20 protein-coding genes are annotated in these 24,961 nt (G+C 70.7%); 10 read left to right on the forward strand and 10 right to left on the reverse strand.

Annotation, left to right across the window (positions count from 1 at the left end; translation table 11 throughout):
- Positions 1-448: 448 nt before the first annotated feature.
- Genes whiA through uvrC form a run of 4 tightly spaced genes read right to left on the reverse strand, consistent with a single transcriptional unit; the run spans position 449 to position 5,677 of the window.
- Positions 449-1,438 carry a DNA-binding protein WhiA gene (gene whiA / locus ACH4DZ_RS16300; RefSeq protein ID WP_107017634.1) on the reverse strand — a complete coding sequence of 330 codons (990 nt, stop codon included), beginning with the start codon at positions 1,436-1,438 and terminating at the stop codon, positions 449-451.
- Entirely contained in the window at positions 1,429-2,544 is a 1,116-nt protein-coding gene (gene yvcK / locus ACH4DZ_RS16305; RefSeq protein ID WP_398287773.1) for a uridine diphosphate-N-acetylglucosamine-binding protein YvcK, read from the reverse strand. Before yvcK ends, whiA begins: the two co-directional genes overlap by 10 nt.
- Entirely contained in the window at positions 2,541-3,626 is a 1,086-nt protein-coding gene (rapZ, locus tag ACH4DZ_RS16310; protein ID WP_398287774.1) for an RNase adapter RapZ, read from the reverse strand. Before rapZ ends, yvcK begins: the two co-directional genes overlap by 4 nt.
- Complete coding sequence (gene uvrC / locus ACH4DZ_RS16315) at positions 3,623-5,677, reverse strand: excinuclease ABC subunit UvrC (RefSeq protein WP_398287775.1); 2,055 nt, start codon at positions 5,675-5,677, stop codon at positions 3,623-3,625. The genes rapZ and uvrC overlap by 4 nt, the downstream gene beginning before the upstream one ends.
- 414 nt (positions 5,678-6,091) lie before the next feature.
- Between uvrC and ACH4DZ_RS16320 the strand changes: the two genes are divergently transcribed.
- The 4 genes from ACH4DZ_RS16320 (at position 6,092) to ACH4DZ_RS16335 (ending at position 9,794) form a co-directional block, all read left to right on the forward strand.
- A complete protein-coding gene (locus ACH4DZ_RS16320) occupies positions 6,092-6,262 on the forward strand; it encodes a hypothetical protein (protein ID WP_398287776.1) in 171 nt (56 codons plus the stop codon).
- Positions 6,263-6,728: 466 nt separating this feature from the next.
- Positions 6,729-7,682 (forward strand): hypothetical protein, encoded by a 954-nt coding sequence (locus tag ACH4DZ_RS16325; RefSeq protein WP_398287777.1) that lies wholly within the window; start codon positions 6,729-6,731, stop codon positions 7,680-7,682.
- 172 nt (positions 7,683-7,854) lie between these two features.
- Positions 7,855-8,886 (forward strand): LacI family DNA-binding transcriptional regulator, encoded by a 1,032-nt coding sequence (locus ACH4DZ_RS16330; protein WP_398287778.1) that lies wholly within the window; start codon positions 7,855-7,857, stop codon positions 8,884-8,886.
- Positions 8,883-9,794 (forward strand): carbohydrate kinase, encoded by a 912-nt coding sequence (locus ACH4DZ_RS16335; RefSeq protein ID WP_398287779.1) that lies wholly within the window; start codon positions 8,883-8,885, stop codon positions 9,792-9,794. Before ACH4DZ_RS16330 ends, ACH4DZ_RS16335 begins: the two co-directional genes overlap by 4 nt.
- A 201-nt stretch (positions 9,795-9,995) precedes the next feature.
- Here the strand turns inward: ACH4DZ_RS16335 and uvrA are convergent, their stop codons facing one another.
- On the reverse strand, positions 9,996-13,097 hold the full coding sequence (gene uvrA / locus ACH4DZ_RS16340) for an excinuclease ABC subunit UvrA (RefSeq protein WP_398287781.1): 3,102 nt from the start codon (positions 13,095-13,097) through the stop codon (positions 9,996-9,998).
- A gap of 225 nt (positions 13,098-13,322) precedes the next feature.
- Here uvrA and ACH4DZ_RS16345 point away from each other — a divergent pair, with 225 nt between their 5' ends.
- The 5 genes from ACH4DZ_RS16345 to ACH4DZ_RS16365 all read left to right on the forward strand — a co-directional run bounded on the left by ACH4DZ_RS16345 (position 13,323) and on the right by ACH4DZ_RS16365 (position 17,764).
- Positions 13,323-14,021 carry a maleylpyruvate isomerase family mycothiol-dependent enzyme gene (locus ACH4DZ_RS16345; protein ID WP_398287782.1) on the forward strand — a complete coding sequence of 233 codons (699 nt, stop codon included), beginning with the start codon at positions 13,323-13,325 and terminating at the stop codon, positions 14,019-14,021.
- A 10-nt stretch (positions 14,022-14,031) separates the two neighbouring features.
- On the forward strand, positions 14,032-14,688 hold the full coding sequence (locus tag ACH4DZ_RS16350; RefSeq protein WP_398287783.1) for an MBL fold metallo-hydrolase: 657 nt from the start codon (positions 14,032-14,034) through the stop codon (positions 14,686-14,688).
- Between the two features lie 498 nt (positions 14,689-15,186).
- On the forward strand, positions 15,187-16,062 hold the full coding sequence (locus tag ACH4DZ_RS16355; protein WP_398287785.1) for an ABC transporter substrate-binding protein: 876 nt from the start codon (positions 15,187-15,189) through the stop codon (positions 16,060-16,062).
- Entirely contained in the window at positions 16,059-16,973 is a 915-nt protein-coding gene (locus ACH4DZ_RS16360) for an amino acid ABC transporter permease (RefSeq protein WP_398287786.1), read from the forward strand. The genes ACH4DZ_RS16355 and ACH4DZ_RS16360 overlap by 4 nt, the downstream gene beginning before the upstream one ends.
- Complete coding sequence (locus ACH4DZ_RS16365; RefSeq protein WP_398287787.1) at positions 16,970-17,764, forward strand: amino acid ABC transporter ATP-binding protein; 795 nt, start codon at positions 16,970-16,972, stop codon at positions 17,762-17,764. Before ACH4DZ_RS16360 ends, ACH4DZ_RS16365 begins: the two co-directional genes overlap by 4 nt.
- Before the next feature lie 112 nt (positions 17,765-17,876).
- On the opposite strand, the gene aroQ is transcribed toward ACH4DZ_RS16365, so the two are convergent.
- Positions 17,877-18,350 (reverse strand): type II 3-dehydroquinate dehydratase, encoded by a 474-nt coding sequence (gene aroQ / locus ACH4DZ_RS16370; protein WP_398287788.1) that lies wholly within the window; start codon positions 18,348-18,350, stop codon positions 17,877-17,879.
- Between the two features lie 217 nt (positions 18,351-18,567).
- Here aroQ and ACH4DZ_RS16375 point away from each other — a divergent pair, with 217 nt between their 5' ends.
- Entirely contained in the window at positions 18,568-19,839 is a 1,272-nt protein-coding gene (locus ACH4DZ_RS16375; protein ID WP_398287789.1) for an MFS transporter, read from the forward strand.
- Between the two features lie 63 nt (positions 19,840-19,902).
- On the opposite strand, the gene ACH4DZ_RS16380 is transcribed toward ACH4DZ_RS16375, so the two are convergent.
- The 4 genes from ACH4DZ_RS16380 to ACH4DZ_RS16395 all read right to left on the reverse strand — a co-directional run bounded on the left by ACH4DZ_RS16380 (position 19,903) and on the right by ACH4DZ_RS16395 (position 24,942).
- Positions 19,903-21,003 carry a calcium:proton antiporter gene (locus tag ACH4DZ_RS16380; RefSeq protein WP_398287790.1) on the reverse strand — a complete coding sequence of 367 codons (1,101 nt, stop codon included), beginning with the start codon at positions 21,001-21,003 and terminating at the stop codon, positions 19,903-19,905.
- Between the two features lie 136 nt (positions 21,004-21,139).
- Positions 21,140-21,442, reverse strand: a complete 303-nt coding sequence (locus ACH4DZ_RS16385) for a hypothetical protein (protein WP_398287791.1) — start codon at positions 21,440-21,442, stop codon at positions 21,140-21,142.
- 127 nt (positions 21,443-21,569) lie between these two features.
- Positions 21,570-22,583: a TerC family protein gene (locus ACH4DZ_RS16390; protein WP_398287792.1), complete on the reverse strand. Its 1,014-nt coding sequence runs from the start codon at positions 22,581-22,583 to the stop codon at positions 21,570-21,572.
- Positions 22,584-22,902: 319 nt separating this feature from the next.
- Entirely contained in the window at positions 22,903-24,942 is a 2,040-nt protein-coding gene (locus ACH4DZ_RS16395) for a TerD family protein (RefSeq protein WP_398287793.1), read from the reverse strand.
- Positions 24,943-24,961 lie beyond the last annotated feature (19 nt).

Consider the following 24,961-nt stretch of genomic DNA (forward strand, 5'->3'; position numbering starts at 1 on the left):
GCGACCCGCTACGACAAGACCGCCGAGTCCTACCAAGCAGCCGTCACACTCGCCTCGCTCCTGATGTGGGCGTGACATTTGAAGACAACTCCTAGGGGGTGGGGCCCGCGTGAGATGCCGGGTGCAGGCCGCGTCCGGTTACCCGCGCCGTTCCCCGCGCCCCTAGGGGGTGGGGGTTGCGGTCGTTGGCTGGGAGTGCGGGCCATGGTGATCGGCTCGGGCCCCGGCCCACCAGGGGGCGCGGGGAACTGCGCGCTCAGCCCGGAACGACCGAAGCCCGACGACACACCCGAGCCCCCACCCACCCCAGGGGCGCGGGGAACTGCGCGCTCAGCCCAGGACAGCCGTAAGCCGACCACGCACTCGGTCCCCCACCCCCCGGGGGCGCGGGGAACGGCGCAACCAGGCCGGATGGCCGAGTCGACCCCCGTACCCAGGCCGACGCGCGTCACCCCACCAGGTTGTCGGCCATCTCCTCACTGAGCGTGGACTCCGTACCCGGAATACCCAGGTCCTGCGCCCGCTTGTCGGCCATCGCGAGAAGCCGCCGAATACGCCCCGCCACCGCGTCCTTGGTCAGCGGCGGCTCCGCGAGCGCACCCAGCTCCTCAAGCGACGCCTGCTTGTGCTCCATCCTCAACCGCCCAGCAGCCGCGAGATGCTCGGGAACCTCGTCCGCGAGAATCTCCAGAGCCCGCTGCACCCGCGCCCCCGCGGCAACAGCCGCCCGAGCCGACCGCCGAAGATTCGCGTCGTCGAAGTTGGCGAGACGATTCGCCGTGGCGCGAACCTCCCGCCGCATCCGCCGCTCCTCCCACGCCAGCACCGACTCGTGCGCCCCCAGCCGGGTCAGCAGCGCCCCGATGGCGTCCCCGTCCCGCACGACGACCCGGTCCACACCCCGCACCTCACGCGCCTTCGCCGCGATCGACAGCCGCCGCGCCGCCCCGACCAGCGCCAGCGCCGCCTCCGGCCCCGGGCAGGTCACCTCCAGCGAGGACGAGCGCCCGGGCTCGGTGAGCGAGCCGTGTGCCAGGAACGCCCCGCGCCAGGCCGCCTCGGCGTCGCAGGTGGCCCCCGAGACCACCTGCGGCGGCAGACCCCGGATCGGACGGCCGCGGCCGTCCACGAGCCCCGTCTGGCGGGCCAGCTGGTCACCGCCCGCTACCACCCGGACGACGTAACGGGAGCCGCGGCGCAGACCGCCCGGCGCCATCACGATCAGCTCGGAGCTGTGTCCGAAAATCTCAAGAATGTCCCGCTTCAGCCGTCGCGCCGCCATCGCGGTGTCCAGCTCCGCCTCGATCACGATGCGGCCGCTCACCAGGTGAAGGCCGCCCGCGAACCGCAGGATGGCGGAGACCTCCGCCTTTCTGCAGCAGGTCCGGGTGACGGGAAGCCGGGAGATCTCATCCTTCACCGCTGCCGTCATCGCCATGGGCCGATCCTTCCATGCATCCGAAAAATACGGTCGTACGCGGCGGCCAACAGCTCCGGATCGTGCCTCGGAGTCCCGTCGGTCCTGGCCACCGGCGCCAGCTCGACCGCCGCGCCGAACCGCTTTGCGGCATCGGCGAGTATCTCGCGGTCGGGCACGGCGGCCTCGTCGGCCAACACCACGTCCAGGGCGAGTTTAGGGGCGTGTCGTCCCAAAACCTCCAAATGACGCTGCGGGGAGAAGCCTTCTGTTTCTCCGGGCTGCGGAGCGAGGTTCAACGGGAGGATCCGGCGCGCCTTCGTCTCGGTGAGGGCGTCGAGCAGCTCGGGCACGAGCAGATGCGGGATCACCGAGGAGAACCAGGAGCCGGGACCGAGAACCACCCAGTCGGCGTCCAGGACCGCCGCGACGGCCTCGGGCACCGCCGGCGGGTCGTGCGGCACGAGGTGCACGGACTGCACCTCACCGGGGGTGAGCGCCACGGTCGCCTGCCCCCGTACGGTGTCGACGTCCTCGGGCCGGTCCGGGTCGTGGCCCTTGACCAGCGCCTGGAGCTCCAGGGGTACGGCGGACATGGGCAGCACCCTGCCGTGCGCGCCCAGCAGCCTGCCGACCAGGTCGAGCGCCTGGACGTGGTCGCCGAGCTGCTCCCACAGGGCGACGATCAGCAGATTGCCGACCGCGTGCTCGTGCAGTTCGCCCTGGGACTGGAAACGGTGCTGGATCACCCGGGCCCAGGTCTGGCCCCATTCGTCGTCGCCGCACAGCGCGGCCAGCGCCTTGCGCAGGTCACCGGGCGGAAGCACGCCCAGCTCGTCACGCAGACGGCCGCTGGAGCCGCCGTCGTCCGCGACCGTGACGACGGCGGTGAGGTCGCCGGTGATACGGCGCAGGGCGGCGAGCGAGGCGGACAGGCCCATGCCCCCGCCCAGCGCGACGACCTTGGGCTGGGCGCCGCGTCGGCGCGGCTTGGCGCCGCGGGCCTCGGCCGGCTTGGCGGGCTTGGCACTGCGGGCGTCGACGGTCCTGCCGCCGGGCCCGTCGATGCCGCGCCCGTCGATCGCGCCCCGCCGCAGCCGGTCCAGCCGCAGAGAACGTCGTGTCATTCGCGGCCCATGTCCCGGTGGACGACGACCGTCTCCACTCCCTCGGACACCAGGCGGGCCGCGAGCTTCTCCGACATGGCGACGGAGCGGTGCTTGCCGCCGGTGCAGCCGACCGCGATGGTCACATAGCGCTTGCCCTCGCGGCGGTAGCCGGTCTGGATGAGGCGCAGCAGCTCGGCGTACCGGTCCAGGAACTCCTTGGCGCCGGGCTGGTTGAAGACGTACGCCGCCACCTCCTCGTTGAGGCCGGTGTACTGGCGCAGCTCCGGGACCCAGTGCGGGTTGGGCAGGAACCTCATGTCCACGACCAGGTCGGCGTCGACCGGCAGGCCGTACTTGAAGCCGAAGGACATGACGGTGGCCCGCAGCTCGGGCTCCTCCTCCCCGGCGAACTGGGCGTCCATCTTGGCGCGCAGTTCGTGCACGTTCAGGCTGGAGGTGTCGATCACCAGGTCGGCGTCGCCGCGCAGCTCGCGCAGCAGTTCGCGCTCGGCGGCGATGCCGTCGACGATGCGGCCGTCGCCCTGGAGCGGGTGCGGCCGGCGCACGCCCTCGAAGCGGCGCACCAGGGCGTCGTCCGAGGACTCCAGGAAGACGATCCGCCGGGTGACGTGCTTGGTCTCCAGGTCCGCGAGGGACTCGCGCAGGTTGTCGAAGAAGCGGCGGCCCCGGACGTCGACGACGACCGCGATCCTCGCCACGTTCCCCTGCGAGCGCGCGCCGAGCTCCACCATGGTGGGGATCAGCGCGGGCGGCAGGTTGTCGACGACGAACCAGCCCAGGTCCTCCAGACACTTGGCGGCCGTGGACCGGCCCGCGCCCGACATCCCGGAGATGATCACCAGCTCCGGAATGGCCGCCTCGGGGACGCCTGCCTTCTCGATGGTCGTGCCCGTGTCCACTTCCGCTCCGTCTTTCTGTTCCGCCTCGTCGGCTTCACCGGCCGTGTCGGCCGCCGTCCGCTGCGGTCGATTTTCGCGTGCTTCCTTGTGCGATGCCTCGGTTCCAGCTGTGTGCGACACGTCGGTTCCGGCGTCCGTCGTGCGCGGCGCCACCGGTTCTTCCCGCTCGTTCTCGGTCATCTTTCCTGCCCCCGTCGCTCGTCCGAGGCGCCCGCGGACACGGGCTCCTCTGCGGCACCCGCCGTCGTTTCGGGTGCCGCGTCCTCCACGTGATCCTCGTCTTCCATGATCTCTCCGGTCGCGGTGTTCACGGCGGGAGCCACCGGGGCCGCCTGAGCGAAGGCCACGGCGATCGACTCGGCCGTCTTACGGCCTATGCCGGGAACCTCGCAGATCTGGTCGATTGTCGCGGATCGCAGCTTTTTCACCGAACCGAAATGCTTGATCAATGCCTGCTTGCGTGTCTCACCCAGGCCCGGCACGTCGTCGAGCGGGCTCGCCCTGAAGCGCCGGGCCCGCTTGGTGCGCTGGTAGGTGATCGCGAAGCGGTGCGCCTCGTCGCGCACACGCTGAAGAAGATAGAGCCCTTCACTGGTACGTGGCAGTACCACCGGGTCGTCGTCGCCGGGCAGCCAGACCTCTTCGAGGCGCTTGGCGAGACCGCAGACGGCGATGTCGTCGATGCCCAGTTCGTCCAGAGCCCGCTGGGCCGCCGCGACCTGCGGTTTGCCGCCGTCGACGACGACCAGCTGCGGCGGGTACGCGAAACGCTTGGGCCGCCCGTCCTCCTCGGTGAGACCCGCCTCGCCGTCCGCCCACTCGCCGGTCTTCTCCTTCTCGCCGAGGTACCGCCGGAAGCGGCGGGTGATCACCTCGTGCATGGAGCGGACGTCGTCCTGGCCCTCGAAGCTCTTGATCTGGAAGCGGCGGTACTCGCTCTTGCGGCTCAGCCCGTCCTCGAAGACGACCATCGACGCCACGACGTCGTCGCCCTGGAGGTGGGAGATGTCGTAGCACTCGACCCGCAGGGGCGCGCTGTCCAGGCCGAGGGCCTCGGCGATCTCCTCCAGCGCGCGGGAGCGGGTCGTCAGGTCGGAGGCACGCTTGGTCTTGTGGAGGGCGAGCGAATGCAGGGCGTTGCGCTCGACCGTCTCCATGAGGGCCTTCTTGTCGCCGCGCTGCGGGATCCGCAGTGACACGTTCGACCCGCGCCGCTCGGTGAGCCACTCCTGGACGGGCTCCACGGGGTCGGGCAGCGCCGGGACGAGTACCTCCTTCGGTACGGAGTCGCCGGTCTCCTCCCCGTAGAGCTGCTGGAGCGCGTGCTCGACCAGGTCCCCCGTGGTGACCGCCTCGACCTTGTCGGTGACCCAGCCGCGCTGGCCGCGCACCCGGCCGCCGCGTACGTGAAAGATCTGCACGGCGGCTTCCAGCTCGTCCTCGGCGAGGGCGATCAGGTCGGCGTCCGTCGCGTCGGCGAGCACGACGGCGCTCTTCTCCATGGCCTTCCTGAGAGCCCCGATGTCGTCGCGCAGCCGGCCGGCCCGCTCGTACTCCATATCCTCGGCGGCGTCCGTCATCTGCCGTTCCAGGCGCCGGATGTACGTGCCCGTGCGGCCGGTCATGAAGTCACTGAACTCCTCGGCGAGTTCGCGGTGCTCCTCGGGCGAGACCCGTCCGACACAGGGGGCGGAGCACTTGCCGATGTAGCCGAGCAGACAGGGGCGGCCCGTCCGCTCGGCGTTCCTGAACACGCCCGCGGAGCAGGTCCGGACAGGGAAGACGCGCAGCAGCAGGTCCACGGTGTCGCGGATCGCCCACGCGTGCCCGTAGGGACCGAAGTAGCGCACGCCCTTCTTCTTCTGGCCGCGCATCACCTGCACGCGCGGAAACCGCTCGTTCATGGTCACCGCGAGGTAGGGGTAGCTTTTGTCGTCGCGGTACTTGACGTTGAACCGGGGGTCGTACTCCTTGATCCAGGAGTACTCCAGCTGCAGCGCCTCCACCTCCGTGGACACCACGGTCCACTCCACCGACGCGGCCGTCGTGACCATCGTGCGCGTCCGCGGGTGGAGGTTGGAGAGGTCCTGGAAGTAGCTGGCCAGGCGCTGGCGCAGGCTCTTCGCCTTCCCGACGTAGATCACCCGGCGGTGCTCGTCGCGGAATCTGTAGACCCCGGGCGAGTCGGGGATCTGTCCCGGCTTGGGGCGGTAGCTGGAGGGGTCGGCCATGTCTCACACCCTACTGGCGGGGTATGACAGCGCGACGGCCCGCCGTCCCCCGGCCGGGCCCGGTCCGGACCGCCCGGGGCCCCGATCCGGCCGGGTCCGGCTGCCCCGGAGGTCGCCTGGCATGCCCCGATCAGCGCGTCGCGGCCGGCCGCCCGGCACCCCCTCCCACCCCCTCGACCGGCCGATGCCGCACCCGCCCGAGGACACGCCGCCGCGGCCCTCACCCAACACGCCTCCGGACGTGGACGGTTACGGCTGGCGGGAGGTGGGCAATTGACGTGGACCGGAACCTGTTTCGGGGCTGGCCGTGACGACACGAGGACAATTCGGGGCAATGCTCGTAGCAGTGCAGATGCAGGTGGATCCACCGCCCCGGACAAGGGCGTCGGGTCGATGACCGAAGGGCTGCGGAAGATGCGACAGACACGGATCGAGAAATCACGGCGGTCGGTCCGGGTCCGCCCGTACCAGGACGAGGAGCAGTACGGCGACAGCCTGCTGTCCGGCCTCGACCCCCGCGACCCCGACATCGTGCGCGCCAAGCGCCTGCGGTCGACGCAGCCCGGCGGGGACCCCCGCCCCTGAGCCGGACGGCCACCCGCCGTTCCGCAGCACGAAGGCAGCCCGGAGCGCACGCGTGCCATCGGGTCCAGGACGTCTACGCGTCGGACCCTCACCGCCCGCGCTCCGGGCCGCCGCATGTTCCGGGCAGGACCTCCGCCGGTTCCGGGCAGGACCTCGGTCCCGTCTCCTGATGGCCCCCTGGCATCGCCGTCGGCCTTGAGCCACCGCTCGGCCCGGCGTCCGCGCGGCCTCCACACATTCGCCGTGTGTCCGCGCCCGCACGTCCGCGCCCGAAAGCGCCGGTGACAGCGAAGTTGCGCATCAGGTGTTGTCCGGGCCTGGTCAACAGGCTTCAATGCGGGATTACTTGGGCCGGGAACCACGGCGTACGCATGTGCCCATCCCCCGTACGCCGAGCGGGGCGGCCCCTCCGAGCAGTGCGAACGGCCCGACCAGCCGTTGTGAGCTTCAAAAGAAGGGCCCCTGCATGCGGCACGGCACACAGCACGCGGACGTGGACGTCGTCGCGGCGGAACTGGACACGGCTCTGCGGACCGGCCCCTTCCATATCGCGCTGCGCGCCGCGATCACCGCTCGCGGGCTGCCGCTGCAGCGCGTACAGCACCATCTGACGCGGTACGGGGTCAAGGTCGGCGTGACAAGCCTGAGCTACTGGCAGCAGGGCGCCCGGCGTCCCCAGCGGGCCGAGTCCCTGCGGGCCGTGCGCGCTCTGGAGGAGATACTCCAGCTGCCGGACGAGTCGCTGATCCGCCTGCTCACGGCGGCCGACGAGCACGCCGCGGCGGAACGCCCCTCGGCCCGTTCGTACCGCTCACTGGTCGAGGCCTCCGGAGCCCTGGAGAAGCTGCTGGCCGAGCTCGACTCACCGCTCGACGGCGGGCTGCTCGCCCTCGGCCAGCACGAACGGGTACGGATCGGCGCCCGCCGCGAGCTGGTGGGGCGCGACTCCCAGCACATCGTGCGCGCCCACAAGGACGGCGTCGACCGCTATGTGGCCGTCCACCACGGCGATCCCGGCTGCGCCCCGGAGCGCATGGCCGTGCACGCACTGGAGAACTGCCGCACCGGGCGTGTGCTCTGGCACCACGAGACCGGCGTGCTCGTGGCCGAGCTCCTCTTCGACACGCTGCTGCGGGCGGGCGACACCTTCCTGTTCCGCTACGGCGTCGAGGACGGCACGGCCGGCGCGTCCGGCGAGTACGTCCGCGGGTTCGGCTTCTCCGGTGGGCAGTACGCCCTTGAGGTGCGGTTCGCGGAGGGGACGCTGCCCGTGCGCTGCCACCGGTTCGCCCAGCACTCCGCGGCGGCGCCCCGCAGCGGCCGCCAGGAACTGGCCCTGAGCGGCCACCACCGGTCGGTCCACATGGTGGAGCAACGGGTGCGGTCGGGGATCGTGGGCATCGGCTGGGACTGGGAGTGAGCGGCCTGGGCCCGGGCCTGGGCCCGGGCCGGAGCCTGGGCCGGACGTAAACGTTTGCGCAAGCGTTTACGTGTCCCTCCTGATGGGGTAATTTCGCGGGCGACAGCCGGTTGTGGGCAACGCCCGGCGGGGACAGGGCAGGCGACAGCAGGGCAGCGGCGGGGAGTACGGCATGGCGACGATGGTCGATGTGGCCCGGCACGCGGGCGTGTCGGTCGCGACGGTCTCTCACGTGCTCAACGAGACGCGCCCGGTGCTCCCGCACACCCGCCAGGCCGTCCTCGACGCCATCGAGACACTCGGCTACACCCCGAACGGCCTGGCCAGATCCCTGGTCACCGCGCGCACCCGGTCCATCGGGCTCGCGGTGTCGGCGATCAGCAACCCCTACTTCACGGAGATCCTCCAGGGTGTGGAGGCGAGCGCCCTGGAGCACGGCTACAGCCTGTTGATCGCGGATCCGCACGACGACCCGGTTCACGAGCGCAAGGTCGTCCAGCTTCTGCACGAGCGGCGCGTGGACGGCATGATCGTCGCGCCCTCCGCGGATCCCCGGGATCTGATCGGCTACCTCGGGCGGCACGGTGTACCGACGGTGTTCCTGGACCGGCTGGTCGACGACGTCCCGGCGCCCGGTTTCACGTTCGACCAGGTGTCCGCGGAGAACATCGAGCCGGTCACCCGGCTGGTCACCCACCTCGCCGAACTGGGCCACCGCAGGATCGGCCTGGTGGCGGGCCTCGCGGGCCTCAGCACGACGAGCGAGCGGATCACCGGCTACCGGTTCGGCCTGGCGTACGCGGGACTCGCCCACGAGGAGCGGCTCGTGATCCCCGGCAACTCGGAGGCGGCCGGTGCCGAGCGGGCGACCGAGGCACTGCTGTCGCTCCCGGCGCCACCCACGGCGCTCGTCACCGCCAACAACGCGATGACCATCGGTGCGCTGCGGGCCGTCCGCGCGCGAGGTCTGTCCGTACCCGGCGATCTGGCCCTGTGCTGCTTCGACGACTTCTCCTGGGCGGACCTCTTCTCGCCCCGGCTCACCGCGATCTCCCAGCCCAGCAAGGAGATCGGGGCCCAGGCCGTGCGGCTGCTGCTGGAACGGCTGGACTCCCCCGGCCGGCCCGCCCGTACGGTCCGGCTGCCCTCCGCCTTCGTACACCGCACCTCGTGCGGTTGCCCCGAGAAAGGAACCGACTCGTGATCGTCGTCGCCGGTGAGGCCCTGATCGACCTGGTGCCCAGTGAGCCGGGCGCGCTCGCAGCACTCGACCCGCGCCGCGGCGGCGGCCCGTACAACACGGCGGTCGCGCTGGGCCGGCTCGGCTCCCGCACGGCCTTCTGCTCCCGGATCTCGACCGACGCCTTCGGTGAGGCCCTGGTCGGCGGGCTGCGCGAGGCGGGCGTCGACGTGTCGTCCGTGCAGCGGGGCGCCGAGCCCACGACCCTCGCCGTCGCGTCCATCGCCGCGGACGGCTCGGCCGGGTACTCCTTCTATGTCGAGGGCACCGCGGACCGGTTGTTCTCAGCACCCGCCCGACTTCCCGACGGGACGCGCGCGGTGTCCTTCGGTACCTGTTCGCTCGTCCTGGAACCGGGTGCCGGCGCGTACGAGGAGCTGATGCGGAGCGCGTCCGCCCAAGGGGTGTTCACCACGCTGGATCCGAACATCCGCGCGGGACTCATTCCCGACGCCGACGCCTACCGGGCCCGGTTCAAGAGCTGGTTGCCCTCGGTTTCGCTGCTCAAGCTGTCGGAGGAGGACGCCCGCTGGCTGGGCGGCACACCGCGCGAGTGGCTGGCCTCCGGCCCCTCGGCCGTCGTGATCACAAGGGGCGGCGACGGGCTGACCGTCTTCACCCGCGACGGCGGCGAGTACTCCGTGCCGGGCGAACCGGTCGACGTGGTGGACACGATCGGTGCGGGCGACACGGTGAACGCGGCGCTGCTGCACGGCCTCGCCGCCCGCGAGGCACTCTCCGACGCGGGACCGGCGGGCCTGGGGGCCGACGGCTGGGGCGAGTTGCTGCGGTTCGCCGCCCGGGCCGCGGCGATCACCTGCTCCCGCGCGGGCGCGGAACCGCCGTACGCTCATGAACTCGACGCCTTCTGAGCGACCTCGGCAGCGCCCCGAAGGGGCGCGGGGAACTGCGCGACCGGCCACGACGGACCCTCAGGCACACGACGGCCTCCCCCGGCACCCCCTGGGTGGAACCGGGCGCGGTTCCGCAACGCGCCGCGCCCCACGGGGCTTCCCGTGGGGCGCGGCGCGTGACGGTGACGACGTACAGGACCCCACGGCCCTGGAACCGGTTCAGGCCTTGCGGGCCTGGGCCGTCTTCTTCGCCGGGGTCGCCTTCTTGCCGGCGGCCGTCTTCTTGATGGCCGTGCCGTTGGCGCCCTTGGCCGCGGTGGTCTTGGCAGCGGTGGTCCTGGCCGCCGCGGACTTGGCCGTCGTGGTCTTGGCCGTCGTGGTCTTGGCCGTCGCCGTCTTCCTCGTCGTGGCCGTGGCCGCCACGGCCTTCTTGGCGGCGGCCTTGCGCACGGGCTTCGCCTGCGAGGCGTCGCTGACACGCTCGGCGCCCAGGACCTCCTGCAGGAACTTGCCCGTGTGGCTGGTCGACACCCCGGCCACCTCCTCGGGCGTGCCCTCGGCGACGACGATGCCGCCGCCCGCGCCACCCTCGGGACCCATGTCGACGACCCAGTCGGCGGTCTTGATCACGTCGAGGTTGTGCTCGATGACGATGACCGTGTTGCCCTTTTCGACCAGGCCGGACAGCACGACGAGCAGCTTGCTGATGTCCTCGAAGTGCAGGCCGGTGGTCGGCTCGTCGAGGACGTACACCGTGCGTCCGGTGGACCTCTTCTGGAGCTCGCTGGCGAGCTTCACCCGCTGGGCCTCGCCGCCGGACAGGGTCGTCGCGGACTGGCCGAGCCGGACATAGCCGAGGCCGACGTCGTTCAGGGTCCTGAGGTGTCGGGAGATCCCCGGGACGGCGTCGAAGAAGTTCATGGCTTCCTCGATCGGCATGTTCAGGACGTCGGCGATGGACTTGCCCTTGAAGTGGACGTCCAGGGTCTCCCGGTTGTAGCGGGCACCGTGGCAGACCTCGCACGGGACGTACACGTCCGGCAGGAAGTTCATCTCGATCTTGATCGTGCCGTCGCCCGAGCAGTTCTCGCAGCGGCCGCCCTTGACGTTGAAGGAGAAGCGGCCGGGCAGATAGCCGCGGACCTTCGCCTCGGTGGTCTCGGCGAACAGCTTGCGGACGTGGTCGAAGACGCCGGTGTACGTCGCCGGGTTCGACCGGGGGGTGCGGCCGATGGGCGACTGGTCGACGTGCACGACCTTGTCGACGAGGTCGTCGCCCTCCACGCGCGTGTGGCGGCCGGGGACACTCCTCGCGCCGTTCAGCTCGCGGGCCAGGTGCGTGTACAGGATGTCGTTGACCAGCGTCGACTTGCCGGAGCCTGAGACACCCGTGACGGCCGTGAGGATGCCCAGCGGGAACGACACGTCGATGTCCCGGAGGTTGTTCTCGCGGGCCCCGTGCACCGTGAGCTGCCGGGAGGGGTCGCGCGGGCGCCGGACGTCGGGCAGCGGGATGGCCTTCTTGCCGGACAGGTACTGGCCGGTCTGCGACTCCTCGTTGGCGAGGAGCTCCTTCAGGGAGCCGCTGTGCACGACATGGCCGCCGTGCTCGCCCGCGCCGGGACCGATGTCGACGATCCAGTCGGCGACCTTGATGGTGTCCTCGTCGTGCTCGACGACGATGAGCGTGTTGCCCATGTCGCGCAGCCGGACCAGGGTCTCGATGAGGCGGTGGTTGTCCCGCTGGTGCAGTCCGATGGACGGCTCGTCGAGGACGTACAGGACGCCCACGAGTCCGGAGCCGATCTGGGTGGCCAGCCGGATGCGCTGGGCCTCGCCGCCGGAGAGGGTGCCCGCCGCGCGGTTCAGCGACAGGTAGTCGAGGCCGACGTCGACCAGGAACCGCAGCCGTTCGTTGACCTCCTTCAGGACGCGCTCGGCGATCTTCTTGTCGCGCGCGTCGAGCCTCAGCCTGCCCAGGAAGTCCGCGCAGTCGCTGATGGACATCGCGGCGACCTCGGCGATGGACTTCTCCATGACCGTGACCGCGAGGACGACCGGCTTGAGACGCGTGCCCTCACAGGTGGGGCAGGGCACCTCGCGCATGTAGCCCTCGAAGCGCTCGCGGCTCGTGTCGCTCTCGGCCTCGCCGTGCCGGCGCTTCACGAAGGGGACGGCGCCTTCGAAGGGCGTGGTGTACACGCGCTCCCTGCCGTACCGGTTGCGGTAGCGGACCTCGATCTGCGTCTTGTGCCCGTAGAGGAGGGCCTTCTTGGCGCGCTGCGGGAGACCGGCGAAGGGGATGTCGGTCCGGAATCCCAGTGCGTCCGCGAGGGCTCCGATCAGGCGGGCGAAGTAGTCCTTGGTGTGCCCGTGCGACCAGGGGTGGATGGCGCCCTCGTCGAGCGACTTGTCCTCGTCCGGGACGATCAGCTCTGCGTCGACCTCCATGCGCGTGCCGATGCCCGAGCACTCCGGGCAGGCACCGAAGGGCGAGTTGAAGGAGAAGGAGCGGGGCTCCATCTCCTCGAAGGACAGGTCGTCGTACGCGCAGTACAGGTGCTCCGAGTACATGCGCTCGCGCTCGGGGTCGTCGGCCGGGAGGTCGACGAAGTCGAGCACGACCATGCCGCCGGAGAGGCCGAGCGCGGTCTCCACGGAGTCGGTCAGGCGGCGCTTGGCGCCCTCCTTGACCGTGAGGCGGTCGACGACCACCTCGATGGTGTGCTTCTCCTGCTTCTTCAACGTGGGCGGCTCGGTGAGCTGGATCGTCTCGCCGTCGACCCGGGCCCTGCTGTATCCCTTGGTCTGGAGGTCGGCGAAGAGGTCGACGAACTCTCCCTTGCGCTCGCGCACCAGCGGCGAGAGCACCTGGAAACGGCTGCCCTGCGGAAGCTCCAGGACCTTGTCGACGATGGCCTGCGGCGACTGGCGCGAGATGGGACGGCCGCACTCGGGGCAGTGCGGCTTGCCGATGCGCGCGAAGAGCAGACGCAGGTAGTCGTAGACCTCGGTGATGGTGCCGACCGTCGAGCGCGGGTTGCGCGAGGTCGACTTCTGGTCGATGGAGACCGCCGGGGAGAGACCCTCGATGAAGTCCACATCCGGCTTGTCCATCTGGCCGAGGAACTGGCGGGCGTACGAGGACAGGGACTCCACGTAGCGCCGCTGTCCCTCGGCGAAGATCGTGTCGAAGGCCAGCGAGGACTTGCCCGACCCCGACAGGCCCGTGAAGACGATGAGCGAGTCGCGCGGAAGGTCGAGCGAGACATTCTTCAGGTTGTGCTCGCGCGCTCCACGGACGATGAGACGGTCGGCCACGCCGGGTCCGCACCTTTCTAGAGAGAAGTGACAGGGCCGAGGCCCCGCGTCTTTCTCAGACTAGGGGGAGCCACTGACAACGCCGGTTCGGTTCGCCTCGATGAGAACAATCCCGGGCTTCCAAGAATGCCCGGCGCCGCCCACGACCTTATAGCACGCACATTCGATTTGCGGACGTCGTCCGCCACCTTCACCCGAACGTGTGGCGGAGCTATCGTCGGACACATGAACGATCATGTGCGCGACCTGGCGTCTGTACGTGACGCGACCGAACGGCTGCTCAGCGCAGTCGCCGCCCTGGACAACGCCGATGTGACCGAACCGTCACGGCTGCCCGGCTGGAGCCGCGGACATGTCCTGGCCCATCTCGCCCGCAACGCGGACGCCCTGGTGAACGTCCTTGAGGGCCGGCCGATGTATTCCTCCGGGCAGGCCCGGGACGCCGAGATCGAGCGGGACGCCCCCCGCCCCCTGAAAACACAGCTCGTCGACCTGCGCGACAGCTCGGCCCGCTTCCAGGAGGCCGGGGCCGCGCCCGCCGACTGGTCCCGGACCGTGGAGCTGCGCAACGGGGTCACCGATTCGGCGTCCCGGGTGCCGTTCCGGCGTTGGATCGAGGTCGAGCTGCATCGGGTGGATCTGGGGATCGGCTACGAGCTGGAGGACCTGCCGGAGGATTTCATGGAGCGTGAGGCCGCCTTCCTCGCGGACCGCTTTGCCGGACACCCCGAGGTCCCCTCCACGCGCGTCACGGACGGCACGCGCGCGTGGAGCACGGGGCGCGACCCCGCAGGCGCCGGGAACGCCCCTGAGATCACCGTGACCGGTCCCGGGCCCGCCCTGCTCGGCTGGCTGTCCGGACGCCGGGACGGGGCGTCTCTGCACGTCGAGGGCGGACCGCTTCCCGTACTGCCCCCGCTATAGGCTGAGCGGCATGACGTACAGCGGAGCGGTGAGGGTCGGCGGCCCTGCGGATGTGCACGAGCTGCGGGACCTGATGATCTCCAAGGTCGCGGTCGGCCCGATGGACAACAACGCCTATGTGCTGCGCTGTCGGGCCACTGATGAGCAGCTGCTGATCGACGCGGCGAACGACGCCGGCACCCTGCTCACCCTGATCGGCGCCGACGGAATCGCCTCCGTCGTGACCACGCATCAGCACGGCGACCACTGGCAGGCCCTCGCCGAGGTCGTGGAGGCCACGGGCGCGCGTACGTACGCGGGACGGGACGACGCCGACGGCATCCCTGTCCCGACGGACGTACCGGTGGCGGACGGCGACACGATCCGCGTCGGCCACGTGGAACTGACCGCCCGCCACCTGGTGGGCCACACACCCGGCTCGATCGCGCTGGTCTACGACGACCCGCACGGACACCCTCATGTGTTCACGGGGGACTGCCTCTTCCCTGGCGGTGTGGGCAACACACGCAAGGATCCGAAGGCCTTCGCCAGCCTGATCCACGACGTCGAGACGAAGATCTTCGGCGCGCTGCCGGACGAGACCTGGGTCTACCCGGGCCACGGCAACGACACGTCACTGGGCGCGGAGCGGCCCCACCTGCCGGAATGGCGCGCCCGGGGCTGGTAGGCAACCCGCGCCCTGCGCACCGAGGAGGCGCGGAGAACTGCGCGCCCAGCCGGGACCCACGGTCGGATCACCACGCGACCGCACGTCGGACAGGGGGCACGCGCCGACGGTTCACGCGCCCCGTGTGAACAGAGCGCTCACTCCGGTGCCCCGCGTGCGCTCCCCGCACTGGGGCGCGCGCTGTCCACTGGTGGCAGTCCCGCACAGGAAGACGGCTCCTGCGCCGGACGGGTCGCCGGCCCTTCGTTCTCCGCTGCCGGCCGGCGACCCCGCCCGGCAGCGGTGGCCGACGTCCGGCGGCCACCGCCCCGGGCCCCGCGTCCCGCCGGTGGCTTGCAGCCCGTAGACCTCGCTCCGTCCGGCTTCGGTGGCCCCGCGAAACTGCGAAATGCCGCTGATGTCACCCCGGTTCACAGCATTGCAACACCCGTTCCCACTATGCGGACGGTTGTCGCCGCGACCTCGACAGCCGGGCTCGCGCCCTGCCACTCTCCCGCCATGCATCCTGCTCGAAGCACCCTGCGCGGGGCTCTCACCACCGCCGCCGTCGCTCTGCTCGCCGTCGCCGTCGGCTGTGCGCCGCAGTCCGAGGACAAGGCGGCCGACGCGTCCTCCCCCGCGTCGTGCGCCAAGGGCGACCTGGCGACCGAGGTCGCCGGGAAGCTGACGATCGCGACGGACGAGCCCGCGTACGAGCCGTGGTTCAAGGACGGCGAGCCGGCCGGCGGCGAGGGCTTCGAGTCGGCCGTCGCGTACGCCGTGGCGAAGCGGCTCGGCTACGGCCAGGGCGACGTCGTCTGGCAGAGCGTGCCCTTCAACAAGGCCTTCGCGCCCGGTGAGAAGACCTTCGACTTCGACATCAACCAGGTGTCGATCAGCGACGAGCGCAAGAAGGCCGTCGATTTCTCGTCCGGTTACTACGACGTACGCCAGGCGGTGATCGCGCTGAAGGGCTCCAGGGCCGCCGGGGCGAAGAGCGTCGCCGACCTGAAGAAGGTCAAACTGGGCGCCCAGGTCGGCACGACCAGCCTCGACTACATCGACGACGTGGTGAAGCCGACGGAGGATCCGGCCGCGTACGCGAAGAACGACCAGGCCAAGTCCGCGCTGAAGAACGGGCAGGTGGACGCCATCGTGGTCGACCTGCCGACCGCCTTCTACATCACCGCGGCCGAGGTCACGGACGCGAGGATCGTCGGGCAGTTCGAGAACCAGGGCGGCACACCGGAGCAGTTCGGGCTCGTGCTGGACAAGGGCAGTGCGCTCACGGCGTGTGTCACCGACGCCGTGGACGCTCTGCGCGAGGACGGCTCCCTCGCCGCCATCGAGAAGCAGTGGTTGTCCGACGCCGTGGACGCACCGGTGCTCAAGTGACGTTCGTGAAGCAGGAGTCGGGCGGTGAGCCCGTCGAGGACCCTGCCGAGGAGGACGCGCACGATCCGTACGTCCCTTCGCGGCGGCGGATCGAACGGGAGCGCCACAAGCGCTCCCGGGCCCGGCGCGCGACGGCGATCGGCGCTCTCTCCACCCTGGTGACCGGCGTCGTCCTCTACCTCGTCGTCGTCAACGCACCCGGCTGGCCGCGCACCGAGGAGACGTTCTTCAACGCCCAGTACGCACGTGAGGCGTTCCCCAAGGTCCTCGAAGGCCTGTGGCTGAACGTCCGGCTGCTGCTGGTGTGCGGGGTGGCGGTCCTCGTCCTCGGCATGCTGATCGCCGTCGCCCGCACCCTGCGCGGGCCGGTGTTCTTCCCGCTGCGGGCGCTGGCCGCCGCCTACACCGACTTCTTCCGTGGCCTACCGCTGATCATCAACCTGATGATCGTGGTTCTGGGGGTGCCCGCGCTGCGGTTGCAGGGCATCACGGTGGATCCGGTGCTGCTGGGCGGCACGGCGCTCACCCTGACGTACTCCGCGTATGTCGCCGAGGTGTTCCGCGCCGGCATCGAGTCGGTCCATCCCTCACAGCGGGCCGCGGCACGCTCGCTCGGGCTGAGCAACCGTCAGGCGCTGCGGTACGTGGTCCTCCCCCAGGCCGTACGACGTCAGGTGCCGCCGCTCCTCAACGACCTGGTGTCCCTGCAGAAGGACACCGGGCTCGTCTCGATCGGCGGCGCGGTCGACGCCGTGCGTGCCGCGGACATCATCGTGGGCCGCAGCCTCAACTACACGCCGTACATCGTCGCGGGACTGGTCTTCGTCGCGCTGACCATTCCGATGACCCGTTTCACGGACTGGGTCACCGCACGGATGGATCGCCGGCGAGCACAGGGAGGAACCATATGAGTGGGTCGGCCGACGGGACGACCACGGAGTCCGCCGCACCGGCGCCGCGCCCCGTGCTGCGTATGGAGGCCGTCCGCAAGACCTTCGGCGGTTCGGTCGTACTGCGTGACGTCGACCTGGAGGTCGCTCCGCACACGGTGACGGCGCTGATCGGGGCCTCCGGCTCCGGCAAGTCCACGCTGCTGCGCTGCGCGAACCTCCTGGAGGAGATCGACGACGGCGCCATCTGGCTGGACGACGAGGAGATCACCGACCCGCGGGCCGACCAGGACGCCGTGCGCCGCCGTATCGGCGTGGTCTTCCAGGCGTACAACCTCTTCCCGCACATGACCGTCCTGGAGAACATCACGCTCGCCCCGCGGCGCGTGCACGGCACGGGGCGGGCGGAGGCCGAGGCCCACGCCCGTGAACTGCTCGACCGGCTCGGGCTCGGCGCCAAGGCCGGCGAGTACCCGGACCGGCTGAGCGGCGGCCAGCAGCAACGGGCGGCGATCGTCCGCGCCCTGGCCGTACGCCCCCGGCTGCTGCTCCTCGACGAGGTCACCGCCGCCCTCGACCCGGAGCTGGTGGGTGAAGTCCTGAAGGTCGTCCGGGACCTGAAGGAGGACGGCATGACCATGGTGCTGGCCACGCACGAGATGGGCTTCGCCCGGGATGTCGCGGACCAGGTCTGCTTCCTCGACGGCGGGGTCGTACTGGAACGCGGCACGGCCGAGGAGGTCTTCGGCGAGCCACGGGAGGAGCGCACGCGGCGCTTTCTGCGCCGGATCGTGGAGGCGGGACGGCTCTGAGCGGTCATGTGTCGATGGTGGCACCCGCCACTGACATCGACCGCCGACCGCCATCGGCCGTCCGGCGTCCGCCCGCGGCGCCCGGTGCCCGATGCCCGGTCCCCCGTGGCTGTCAGGCCTCCGCCTGCCCCGTCCCCGCCAGCGCCGCGACCCGCTCCACACCGAACACGTACCCCTGCACGCCGCAGCCCGCGATGACGCCGTCGGCGCGGAGGGAGACGTACGAGTGGTGCCGGAACTCCTCGCGCCGGTGGATGTTGGAGATGTGGACCTCCAACACCGGCAGGCCGTCACAGGTGTTGAGCGCGTCCAGGATCGCTACGGAGGTGTGCGAGTAGGCACCCGGGTTGATCACGATGCCGGAGTGGGCGAGCCGCGCCTCGTGGATCCAGTCGACCAGTTCGCCCTCGTGGTTGGACTGCCGGAAGTCGACCGTCCCGCCGTACGCGGCCGCCGCCTTGGCGCACAACGCCTCGACGTCGGCGAGGGTGTCGGAACCGTAGATCTCCGGCTGCCGCTGGCCCAGGAGGTTCAGGTTGGGGCCGTTGAGAATCATGATGGGGGCGTTGGCCAGGGTGCGGGGCACGGTTCCTCCGGTCCGATCGGATGGGTCGGTCCGTTCAGGACCGCTGCTCGGACCCGGTCTATCACGGTGCGGGGACAGCGGAACGGGCCCCCGGGAGTGCCCGGCGCGTGACGGTGGCGTTCTGAGGCCGACCGGGCCTCCGCGCGCCCCGTAACTCGTGGTGACTGTGGGTAGTTGACGCGGCATGCACCGTGCACGCACAGTAAAGCCCCCTTCCATGCTGCGGCTCGCGGCGGCGGCACTCGCCGGGACCGCCATCGAGTTCTACGACTTCTTCATCTACGGGACGGCGGCGGCGCTCGTCCTCGGCCCGCTGTTCTTCCCCACGTTCTCGCCGCTCGCGGGGACCCTGGCGGCCTTCGGGACCTTCGGTGTCGGGTTTGTGGCGCGGCCCCTCGGCTCGGTCCTGTTCGGGCACATCGGGGACCGGCACGGCAGGCGGCCCGTGCTGGTCGCCTCCCTGCTGCTGACCGGCGTCTCCACCGTCGCGGTGGGCTGCGTACCGACGTACGCCTCCCTCGGTACGGCCGCTCCCGTGCTGCTCCTTGTGCTGCGTTTTCTGCAGGGCCTCGGACTCGGCGGGGAGTGGGGTGGGGCGGTACTGCTGACCGCCGAGCACGCGCCCCCCAACCGTCGCGGACTGTGGTCGAGCTTTCCCCAGATCGGACCGGCACTGGGGTTCGTCCTCGCCAACGGTGTGATGCTGGGTCTGTCGGCGACGCTCTCCGACGCGCAGTTCGCGTCCTGGGGCTGGCGGGTGCCGTTCTGGGCGGCGGGCGTGCTCGCGGCGGCCGGGCTGTGGCTGCGCTCCTCGCTCGCCGAGAGCCCGAGGTTCCTCGAAATGCGGGAGCACGCGCGCGTGCCGCTCGTCGAGGTGGTCCGCGGCCACTGGCGGCTCGTACTGCTGACGGCCGGGGCGCTCTCCGTCGGATACGCGCTGTTCTACACCGTGACGACCTGGTCCCTCGCCTACGCGACCGAACGGCTCGGGGTGAGCCGTACCGTCATGCTGGCCGTCATCATGGCGGCTGTCGTGGTGAAAGGTGCGCTCACTCCCCTGGTGGCCGTTCTGAGCGACCGGTACGGGCGGCGGCCCCTGTGTCTGGCCGGCTGCGCGGGCACCGCCGTGTGGATGTTTCCGATGATCGCGTTGCTGTCGACCGGCGAACCGCTGCTGATGTTTCTCGGCTTCCTGGTGGCACTGATCGCGTTCGTGACGATGTTCGCCGTGATCGCCGCGTATCTGCCGGAGCTGTACGAGCCACGGGTGCGCTGCACGGGCGCGGCGGTGGGCTACAACCTGGGCGGGGTGCTCGGGGGCGCGCTCACCCCGATCGTGGCGACGGCGATCGCCGACCAGAGCGGCCGGGTCCCCTGGGGTGTGGCCGCCTATCTGACGGGCATCGCGCTGCTCAGCCTCGGCTGCTTCGCGCTGCTCCCGGAGACACGGTTCGTGAAGGTGGCGGCGGTGGAGCCGGCAACGGGATGAGCGACGTCCGGGCTCGCGCGTAAACGCTTGCGCAAGCGTTTACGCGGGCCGCTTCCCGGCGCCCTACGGATTGATCGCAAGCTCCAGGTACGCCGCGAACAGCACCAGATGCACTCCGCCCTGCAGCGGGGTCGCCCGGCCGGGGACCACCGTGAGCGAGCTGACCACCACGGTCAGGGCGAGCAGCACCATATGGGTCGAGCCCAGACCGAGAACGAGTGGTCCGGAGAGCCAGATCGACGCGACCGCCACGGCCGGGATGGTCAGGCCGATGCTCGCCATCGCCGAGCCGAGGGCGAGGTTCAGACTGGTCTGCACCCGGTCACGGCGGGCGGAACGCAGCGCGGCGATCGTCTCGGGGAGCAGCACGAGCAGAGCGATGATCACGCCGACCACGGAGTGCGGCATCCCGGCCGCCTCCACCCCGGACTCGATGGTGGGCGAGACGCCCTTGGCGAGGCCGACCACGCCGACGAGAGCCAGGCCGAGGAAGCCGAGACTGACCAGGGCGGTCCTGGAGGCCGGGGCATCGGCGTGGTCGTCCGCGTCGATCACCTCTCCCTGCCGTGTGATCGGCAGGAAGTAGTCGCGGTGCCGCACCGTCTGGGTGGCCACGAACATGCCGTACAGGACGAGAGAGGAAAGCGCGGCGAAGGTGAGCTGGGCCGTGGAGAACTCCGGTCCCGGCTTGCTGGTGGTGAAGGTCGGCAGCACCAGGCTGAGCGTCGCCAGGGTCGCCACGGTCGCGAGGGCGGCGCCGGTGCCCTCCGCGTTGAAGACGGCCAGGCCGTGCCGCAGGGAGGCGACCAGCAGGCTCAGCCCGACGATGCCGTTGCAGGTGATCATCACGGCCGCGAAGACGGTGTCACGGGCCAGTGTGGAGCTCTTGTCCCCACCGTCCGCCATGAGAGTGACGATCAGCGCCACCTCGATGATCGTGACGGCGACGGCGAGGACCAGCGAACCGAAGGGCTCCCCGACCCGATGGGCGACCACCTCGGCGTGGTGGACGGCAGCCAGCACCGCGCCGGCCAGCACCAGCGTCACCAGGGCCACGACTGCGCCGGGCAGGCCACGTCCCCAGGTGAGGACCAGCAGGACGATCGCGATCACGGGCACGACGGCCGTCCACCGCGTCGCGAGTGACCGAAGCCGAACGATCATGCAGAGATCGTCGCAGTCACACGCGAGCCCCGCACTCCGGCGGCACGGACCGCAGCCGCGTCTGCACCCGCGGCCACGGCTGGCGTCGGGGCCGCGCCCTTGCCGCTCGCCGCCACGGGCGCCCGTGCCGCAGTTGCTACTTCGGCTCGGACGACTCTCGTACGTCGCAGTCGGTGAACTGGGGCGGTCTGCTGCACAGCTCCGCCATGCGCTCCGCCATCCTGGTCGTGCCGGGGTCTTCGCTGTTGCGCATCGCCTCGTCGAACGACTCGAACTCAAGGACCACGAGGTAGCGGTTCGGTGTGTTCCGGTCCTGCAGGACCGTGCGGCGCGTGGGGCCGCCGCTGCGCCCGGCCGGGCCCTTCTCGGCCTCGCGGACCAGCTCCCGCATCTCGTCGATGCGCTCCGTCTCGAAGTCGATGATCTGCGCGAACTTCATGGGTGCCTCCACTCGGCCGGGCGCCCCGGGGCCGGGGACCGCTCAGCACACAAGCAAGCACCGGGAGCGGTCGTCGGCAATTCGCCGCACGTCGCTCCCGGTGCTGGGTGTTTCTTGTCCGACGCGGTCAGACGTCGATGCTGTCCTTCTGGGGCCCTTCGCCCTTCTGGGTTCCTTCGGCCTGCTGCGCCTCTTCGGCCGCCTGCTTCTTGGAGGCCATGAGGCTGGTGATCGTGGTGATCACCAGGACACCGCAGATCACGCCGAGGGAGACCGGGATGGAGATCTCCGGGACATGGACGCCGGACTCGTGCAGCGCGTGCAGCACCAGCTTGATGCCGATGAATCCGAGGATGACCGACAGCCCGTAACTGAGGTGGACCAGCTTCCTGAGCAGTCCGCCGATGAGGAAGTACAGCTGTCGCAGGCCCATGAGCGCGAACGCGTTGGCCGTGAACACGATGTACGGGTCCTGTGTCAGGCCGAAGATCGCGGGGATCGAGTCGAGTGCGAAGAGCACGTCGGTAGTGCCGATCGCGAGCATCACGACCAGCATCGGGGTCATGACCCGCTTGCCGTTCTGCTGGATCCACAACTTGGTGCCGTGATAGCGGTCGGCGACACCGAAGCGGCGCTCCACTGCCTTGAGCAGCCGGTTCTCCTCGAACTCCTCGTCCTCGTCGTCGGCGCGGGCTTCCTGGATCAGCTTCCACGCGGTGTAGATGAGGAACGCGCCGAAGATGTAGAAGACCCACGCGAAGCTCGCCAGGATCGCGGCACCCGCGGCGATGAAGATCGCGCGCAGGACGAGGGCTATGAGTACACCGATCAGCAGCACGCGCTGCTGGTACTGCGTGGGCACCGCGAACTTCGCCATGATCAGAACGAAGACGAAGAGGTTGTCGACGCTCAGCGACTTCTCGGTGATGAAGCCGGCGAAGAACTCACCGGCGGGCTGGCCGCCGGAGAAGAGCAGCAGTCCGAGTCCGAACAGCGCGGCCAGGACGATCCAGACGACCGTCCAGATCCCCGCTTCCTTGATGGACACGTCGTGCGGCTTGCGGCCGATGAAGAAATCGACCGCGATAAGGGCTGCGAGGCCCACGATCGTCAGGACCCAAAGGGTCACGGAAACATCCACTGCGCCTCCGGCAGTTCGTAACGGCAAATGTCAGCGTCGTCGCTGCTGGAGGTCTCTTCCACCCGATGTGTCCGGGGCGCGTGATGCGCCCGGGGTTATCCGGGCCGACGCCCCGGGATCCGGCCGGATCCGTATTGACGGGTACGTCGCAGTAGGTAGGGAGTACTCCCCTCCGCACTCACGACAGTACCCCAATCACCAAGGGAAGGTAAAGAGATTAGTAAAAGAAAGGCCAAGTCCCCTGGTCAGAGGATTTGACGAACCCTTGGGAAAGCTTGGGAGGGCTTGACGGGGCTCAGCGGGTGAACACCTGCGGACCTCAGCGGTTCCAGGAGCGACGGGCGGTGGCGACCTGGGTGAGGACGTGCTGCAGCACGTGGCTGCCCGGCGGGACACGCGAGGGGTCGTAGGTCCATGTGTGCCCGACCCACGGGTCGGCGAGGTGGTCGTCGGGCACCGGCGTGAGCCGTAGCAAAGACCGCCACAGCGGGTCGAGCAGCGGCCCGTAGGCGGCGGCGTCCTCGCGATCGGCGACCAGCATGAGGTGCACCCCGACAGCCGGGCCCTCGTCCGCGAGATAGCGCAACTGGGTCACGGCACGGTCGTCGAAGCCGTGCGGGAAGTCGTTGACGATCAGCAGCTGCTCGGCCGGGTCGAGATCGGACGGCAGTGCGTCGGCCGCCCCGCCCCGGACGGCCATCTGCACCAGGTCGACCCGCTGGGTCAGCCGGGCCAGTACCTCGTTCACCCCCGCGGCGCCCACGGCCGGCGGCGCGCCGAGGACCCCGGTGCTCACGAGCGGCGCGAGGGACGAGGCCGCCGAGCCCGCCGCGTCGATGACGTGCACGGTGTATTCGCCCGCCGGATAGACGGCGAGCAGCCGGGCCGCGTGCGCCACGGCCGTGTCCATGGCGAGGCGGCGCAGGTCGTCGGAGTCCGCGATCGAACCCTCGAAGGATGCCGCACGGCCGCTGTCGATCCACAGTCCGCGCTCCAGCGGCAGCCGCACCAGCATCGGAATGCTGAGGCCGGCGCTCTCGGGCAGATGCAGATCTCCCAGGCGCACAGCCATGGGGATCTCCATCGGGACGCGGTAGCCGTGCCAGGCGGGGTTGTCCCAGCGGGCGAAGGCGGGTGGCAGTGCCGGTTCGACGACCTCGGCCTCCGCGGTGAGCTGGGCGAGGTCCCGGTCGAGCGCCTCCCTGGCCCGGTCGACCAGCTCGGCGTGCTTGGCGCGGGCCGTTTCGCGGGCGGCATCGCCCTGCCCGCCGATCCGGGCACGCGGGTCGGACAGAGCCTTGTCGAGCTCCTGCTCCATGCGGGACTCGGCGAAGTCGACCGCGCTGCGGTACGCGGCGGTCGAGCGGGCCAGGTCCTCGAACATGCCCCACACCTGGTTGTACAGGCGCTCTTCCATGGACCAGCCGGTGGCGTCGCCCGCCACGGGCCGGGCGGGCTGCCCCGGCTGGGCCGGGGGCGCGGTCGGCGGGGGCGGAGGCGGTGCGGCGGCCTGCCGGCCGGGGTGGCTGTAGTTGACGGGGCCGCCGGCTGCGGGCCCGGCGGGCTGTGTGACGGCGGGCGGGTCCACCGGTGCGGAAGCCGCGGGGTAAGCGGGCTGCGGCGCCCCGGGTCCGGAGCCGGGCGCAGTGGATCCCTGGCCGCCGGGGTGTCCGTGCTGCGGCGACACCTGGCCGGGCGTGCCGGGGGACGTCGAGCCGCCCTGGTCCTGCCCCAGTGCGGGTGTCGCGGCGTGCCGGGAGCGGTCGCCGTCGGCCGCACGTGGCGGTGGCGCGGCCACCGAGCGCGCGAGGCCCTGGACGACCGCTTCGTTGATGCTGCCCGCGAGTTGGCGGGCCTGGGGAAGGCCCTGGTCGGTGAGGAGCTCGGCGAGGCCGCCCGCGTATCCCTGGCCCACCGCGCGTACCTTCCAGGCTCCCTGCCTGCGGTAGAGCTCCAGTGCGACGACGGCCGACTCGGCGTCGAGACCGGTGACCGTGTAACTGGCGACCTCGGAGCCGTCGAGTCCGGTGACCGCGACGAAGGGGGCGGCGACGGCTCCGAACCGGACCGGACCGCCCACTCCGGACGGCAGGGCCAGGAGCACACTGACCCGGTGCACGGTCTCCGGCAGGGCGCCCAGGTCGCATGCCAGCCGGTGATCGGCCGCCGCCTGCTTGGACACCTCTATGCCCGGCAGAGTGGGTGAGCCCGGATGGGCCACCCACTCGACTCCGTGCACCTTGCCCCGCTCGTCGCTGAGCGTGGCCCCGGCCACGATCGGCTTGCCGGCCGACACCCGGATCTCAAGTCGGGCCTGGGAGAGCGGGTGGTTCTGCCCCCGGACCAGCTCAGCCGTCATCGCCTTCGTTCCCCCTGTG

Source organism: Streptomyces sp. NPDC017991 (assembly GCF_044328075.1).
Taxonomy (GTDB): Bacteria; Actinomycetota; Actinomycetes; order Streptomycetales; family Streptomycetaceae; genus Streptomyces.

Bases quoted from the DNA above. Each gene is read 5' to 3' on its own strand.
- whiA (WP_107017634.1), bottom strand. From the start codon at position 1,438: ATGGCGATGACGGCAGCGGTGAAGGATGAGATCTCCCGGCTTCCCGTC.
- yvcK (WP_398287773.1), bottom strand. From the start codon at position 2,544: ATGACACGACGTTCTCTGCGGCTGGACCGGCTGCGGCGGGGCGCGATC.
- rapZ (WP_398287774.1), bottom strand. From the start codon at position 3,626: ATGACCGAGAACGAGCGGGAAGAACCGGTGGCGCCGCGCACGACGGAC.
- uvrC (WP_398287775.1), bottom strand. From the start codon at position 5,677: ATGGCCGACCCCTCCAGCTACCGCCCCAAGCCGGGACAGATCCCCGAC.
- ACH4DZ_RS16320 (WP_398287776.1), top strand. From the start codon at position 6,092: ATGCGACAGACACGGATCGAGAAATCACGGCGGTCGGTCCGGGTCCGC.
- ACH4DZ_RS16325 (WP_398287777.1), top strand. From the start codon at position 6,729: ATGCGGCACGGCACACAGCACGCGGACGTGGACGTCGTCGCGGCGGAA.
- ACH4DZ_RS16330 (WP_398287778.1), top strand. From the start codon at position 7,855: ATGGCGACGATGGTCGATGTGGCCCGGCACGCGGGCGTGTCGGTCGCG.
- ACH4DZ_RS16345 (WP_398287782.1), top strand. From the start codon at position 13,323: ATGAACGATCATGTGCGCGACCTGGCGTCTGTACGTGACGCGACCGAA.
- ACH4DZ_RS16350 (WP_398287783.1), top strand. From the start codon at position 14,032: ATGACGTACAGCGGAGCGGTGAGGGTCGGCGGCCCTGCGGATGTGCAC.
- ACH4DZ_RS16355 (WP_398287785.1), top strand. From the start codon at position 15,187: ATGCATCCTGCTCGAAGCACCCTGCGCGGGGCTCTCACCACCGCCGCC.
- ACH4DZ_RS16365 (WP_398287787.1), top strand. From the start codon at position 16,970: ATGAGTGGGTCGGCCGACGGGACGACCACGGAGTCCGCCGCACCGGCG.
- ACH4DZ_RS16375 (WP_398287789.1), top strand. From the start codon at position 18,568: ATGCTGCGGCTCGCGGCGGCGGCACTCGCCGGGACCGCCATCGAGTTC.
- ACH4DZ_RS16380 (WP_398287790.1), bottom strand. From the start codon at position 21,003: ATGATCGTTCGGCTTCGGTCACTCGCGACGCGGTGGACGGCCGTCGTG.
- ACH4DZ_RS16385 (WP_398287791.1), bottom strand. From the start codon at position 21,442: ATGAAGTTCGCGCAGATCATCGACTTCGAGACGGAGCGCATCGACGAG.
- ACH4DZ_RS16395 (WP_398287793.1), bottom strand. From the start codon at position 24,942: ATGACGGCTGAGCTGGTCCGGGGGCAGAACCACCCGCTCTCCCAGGCC.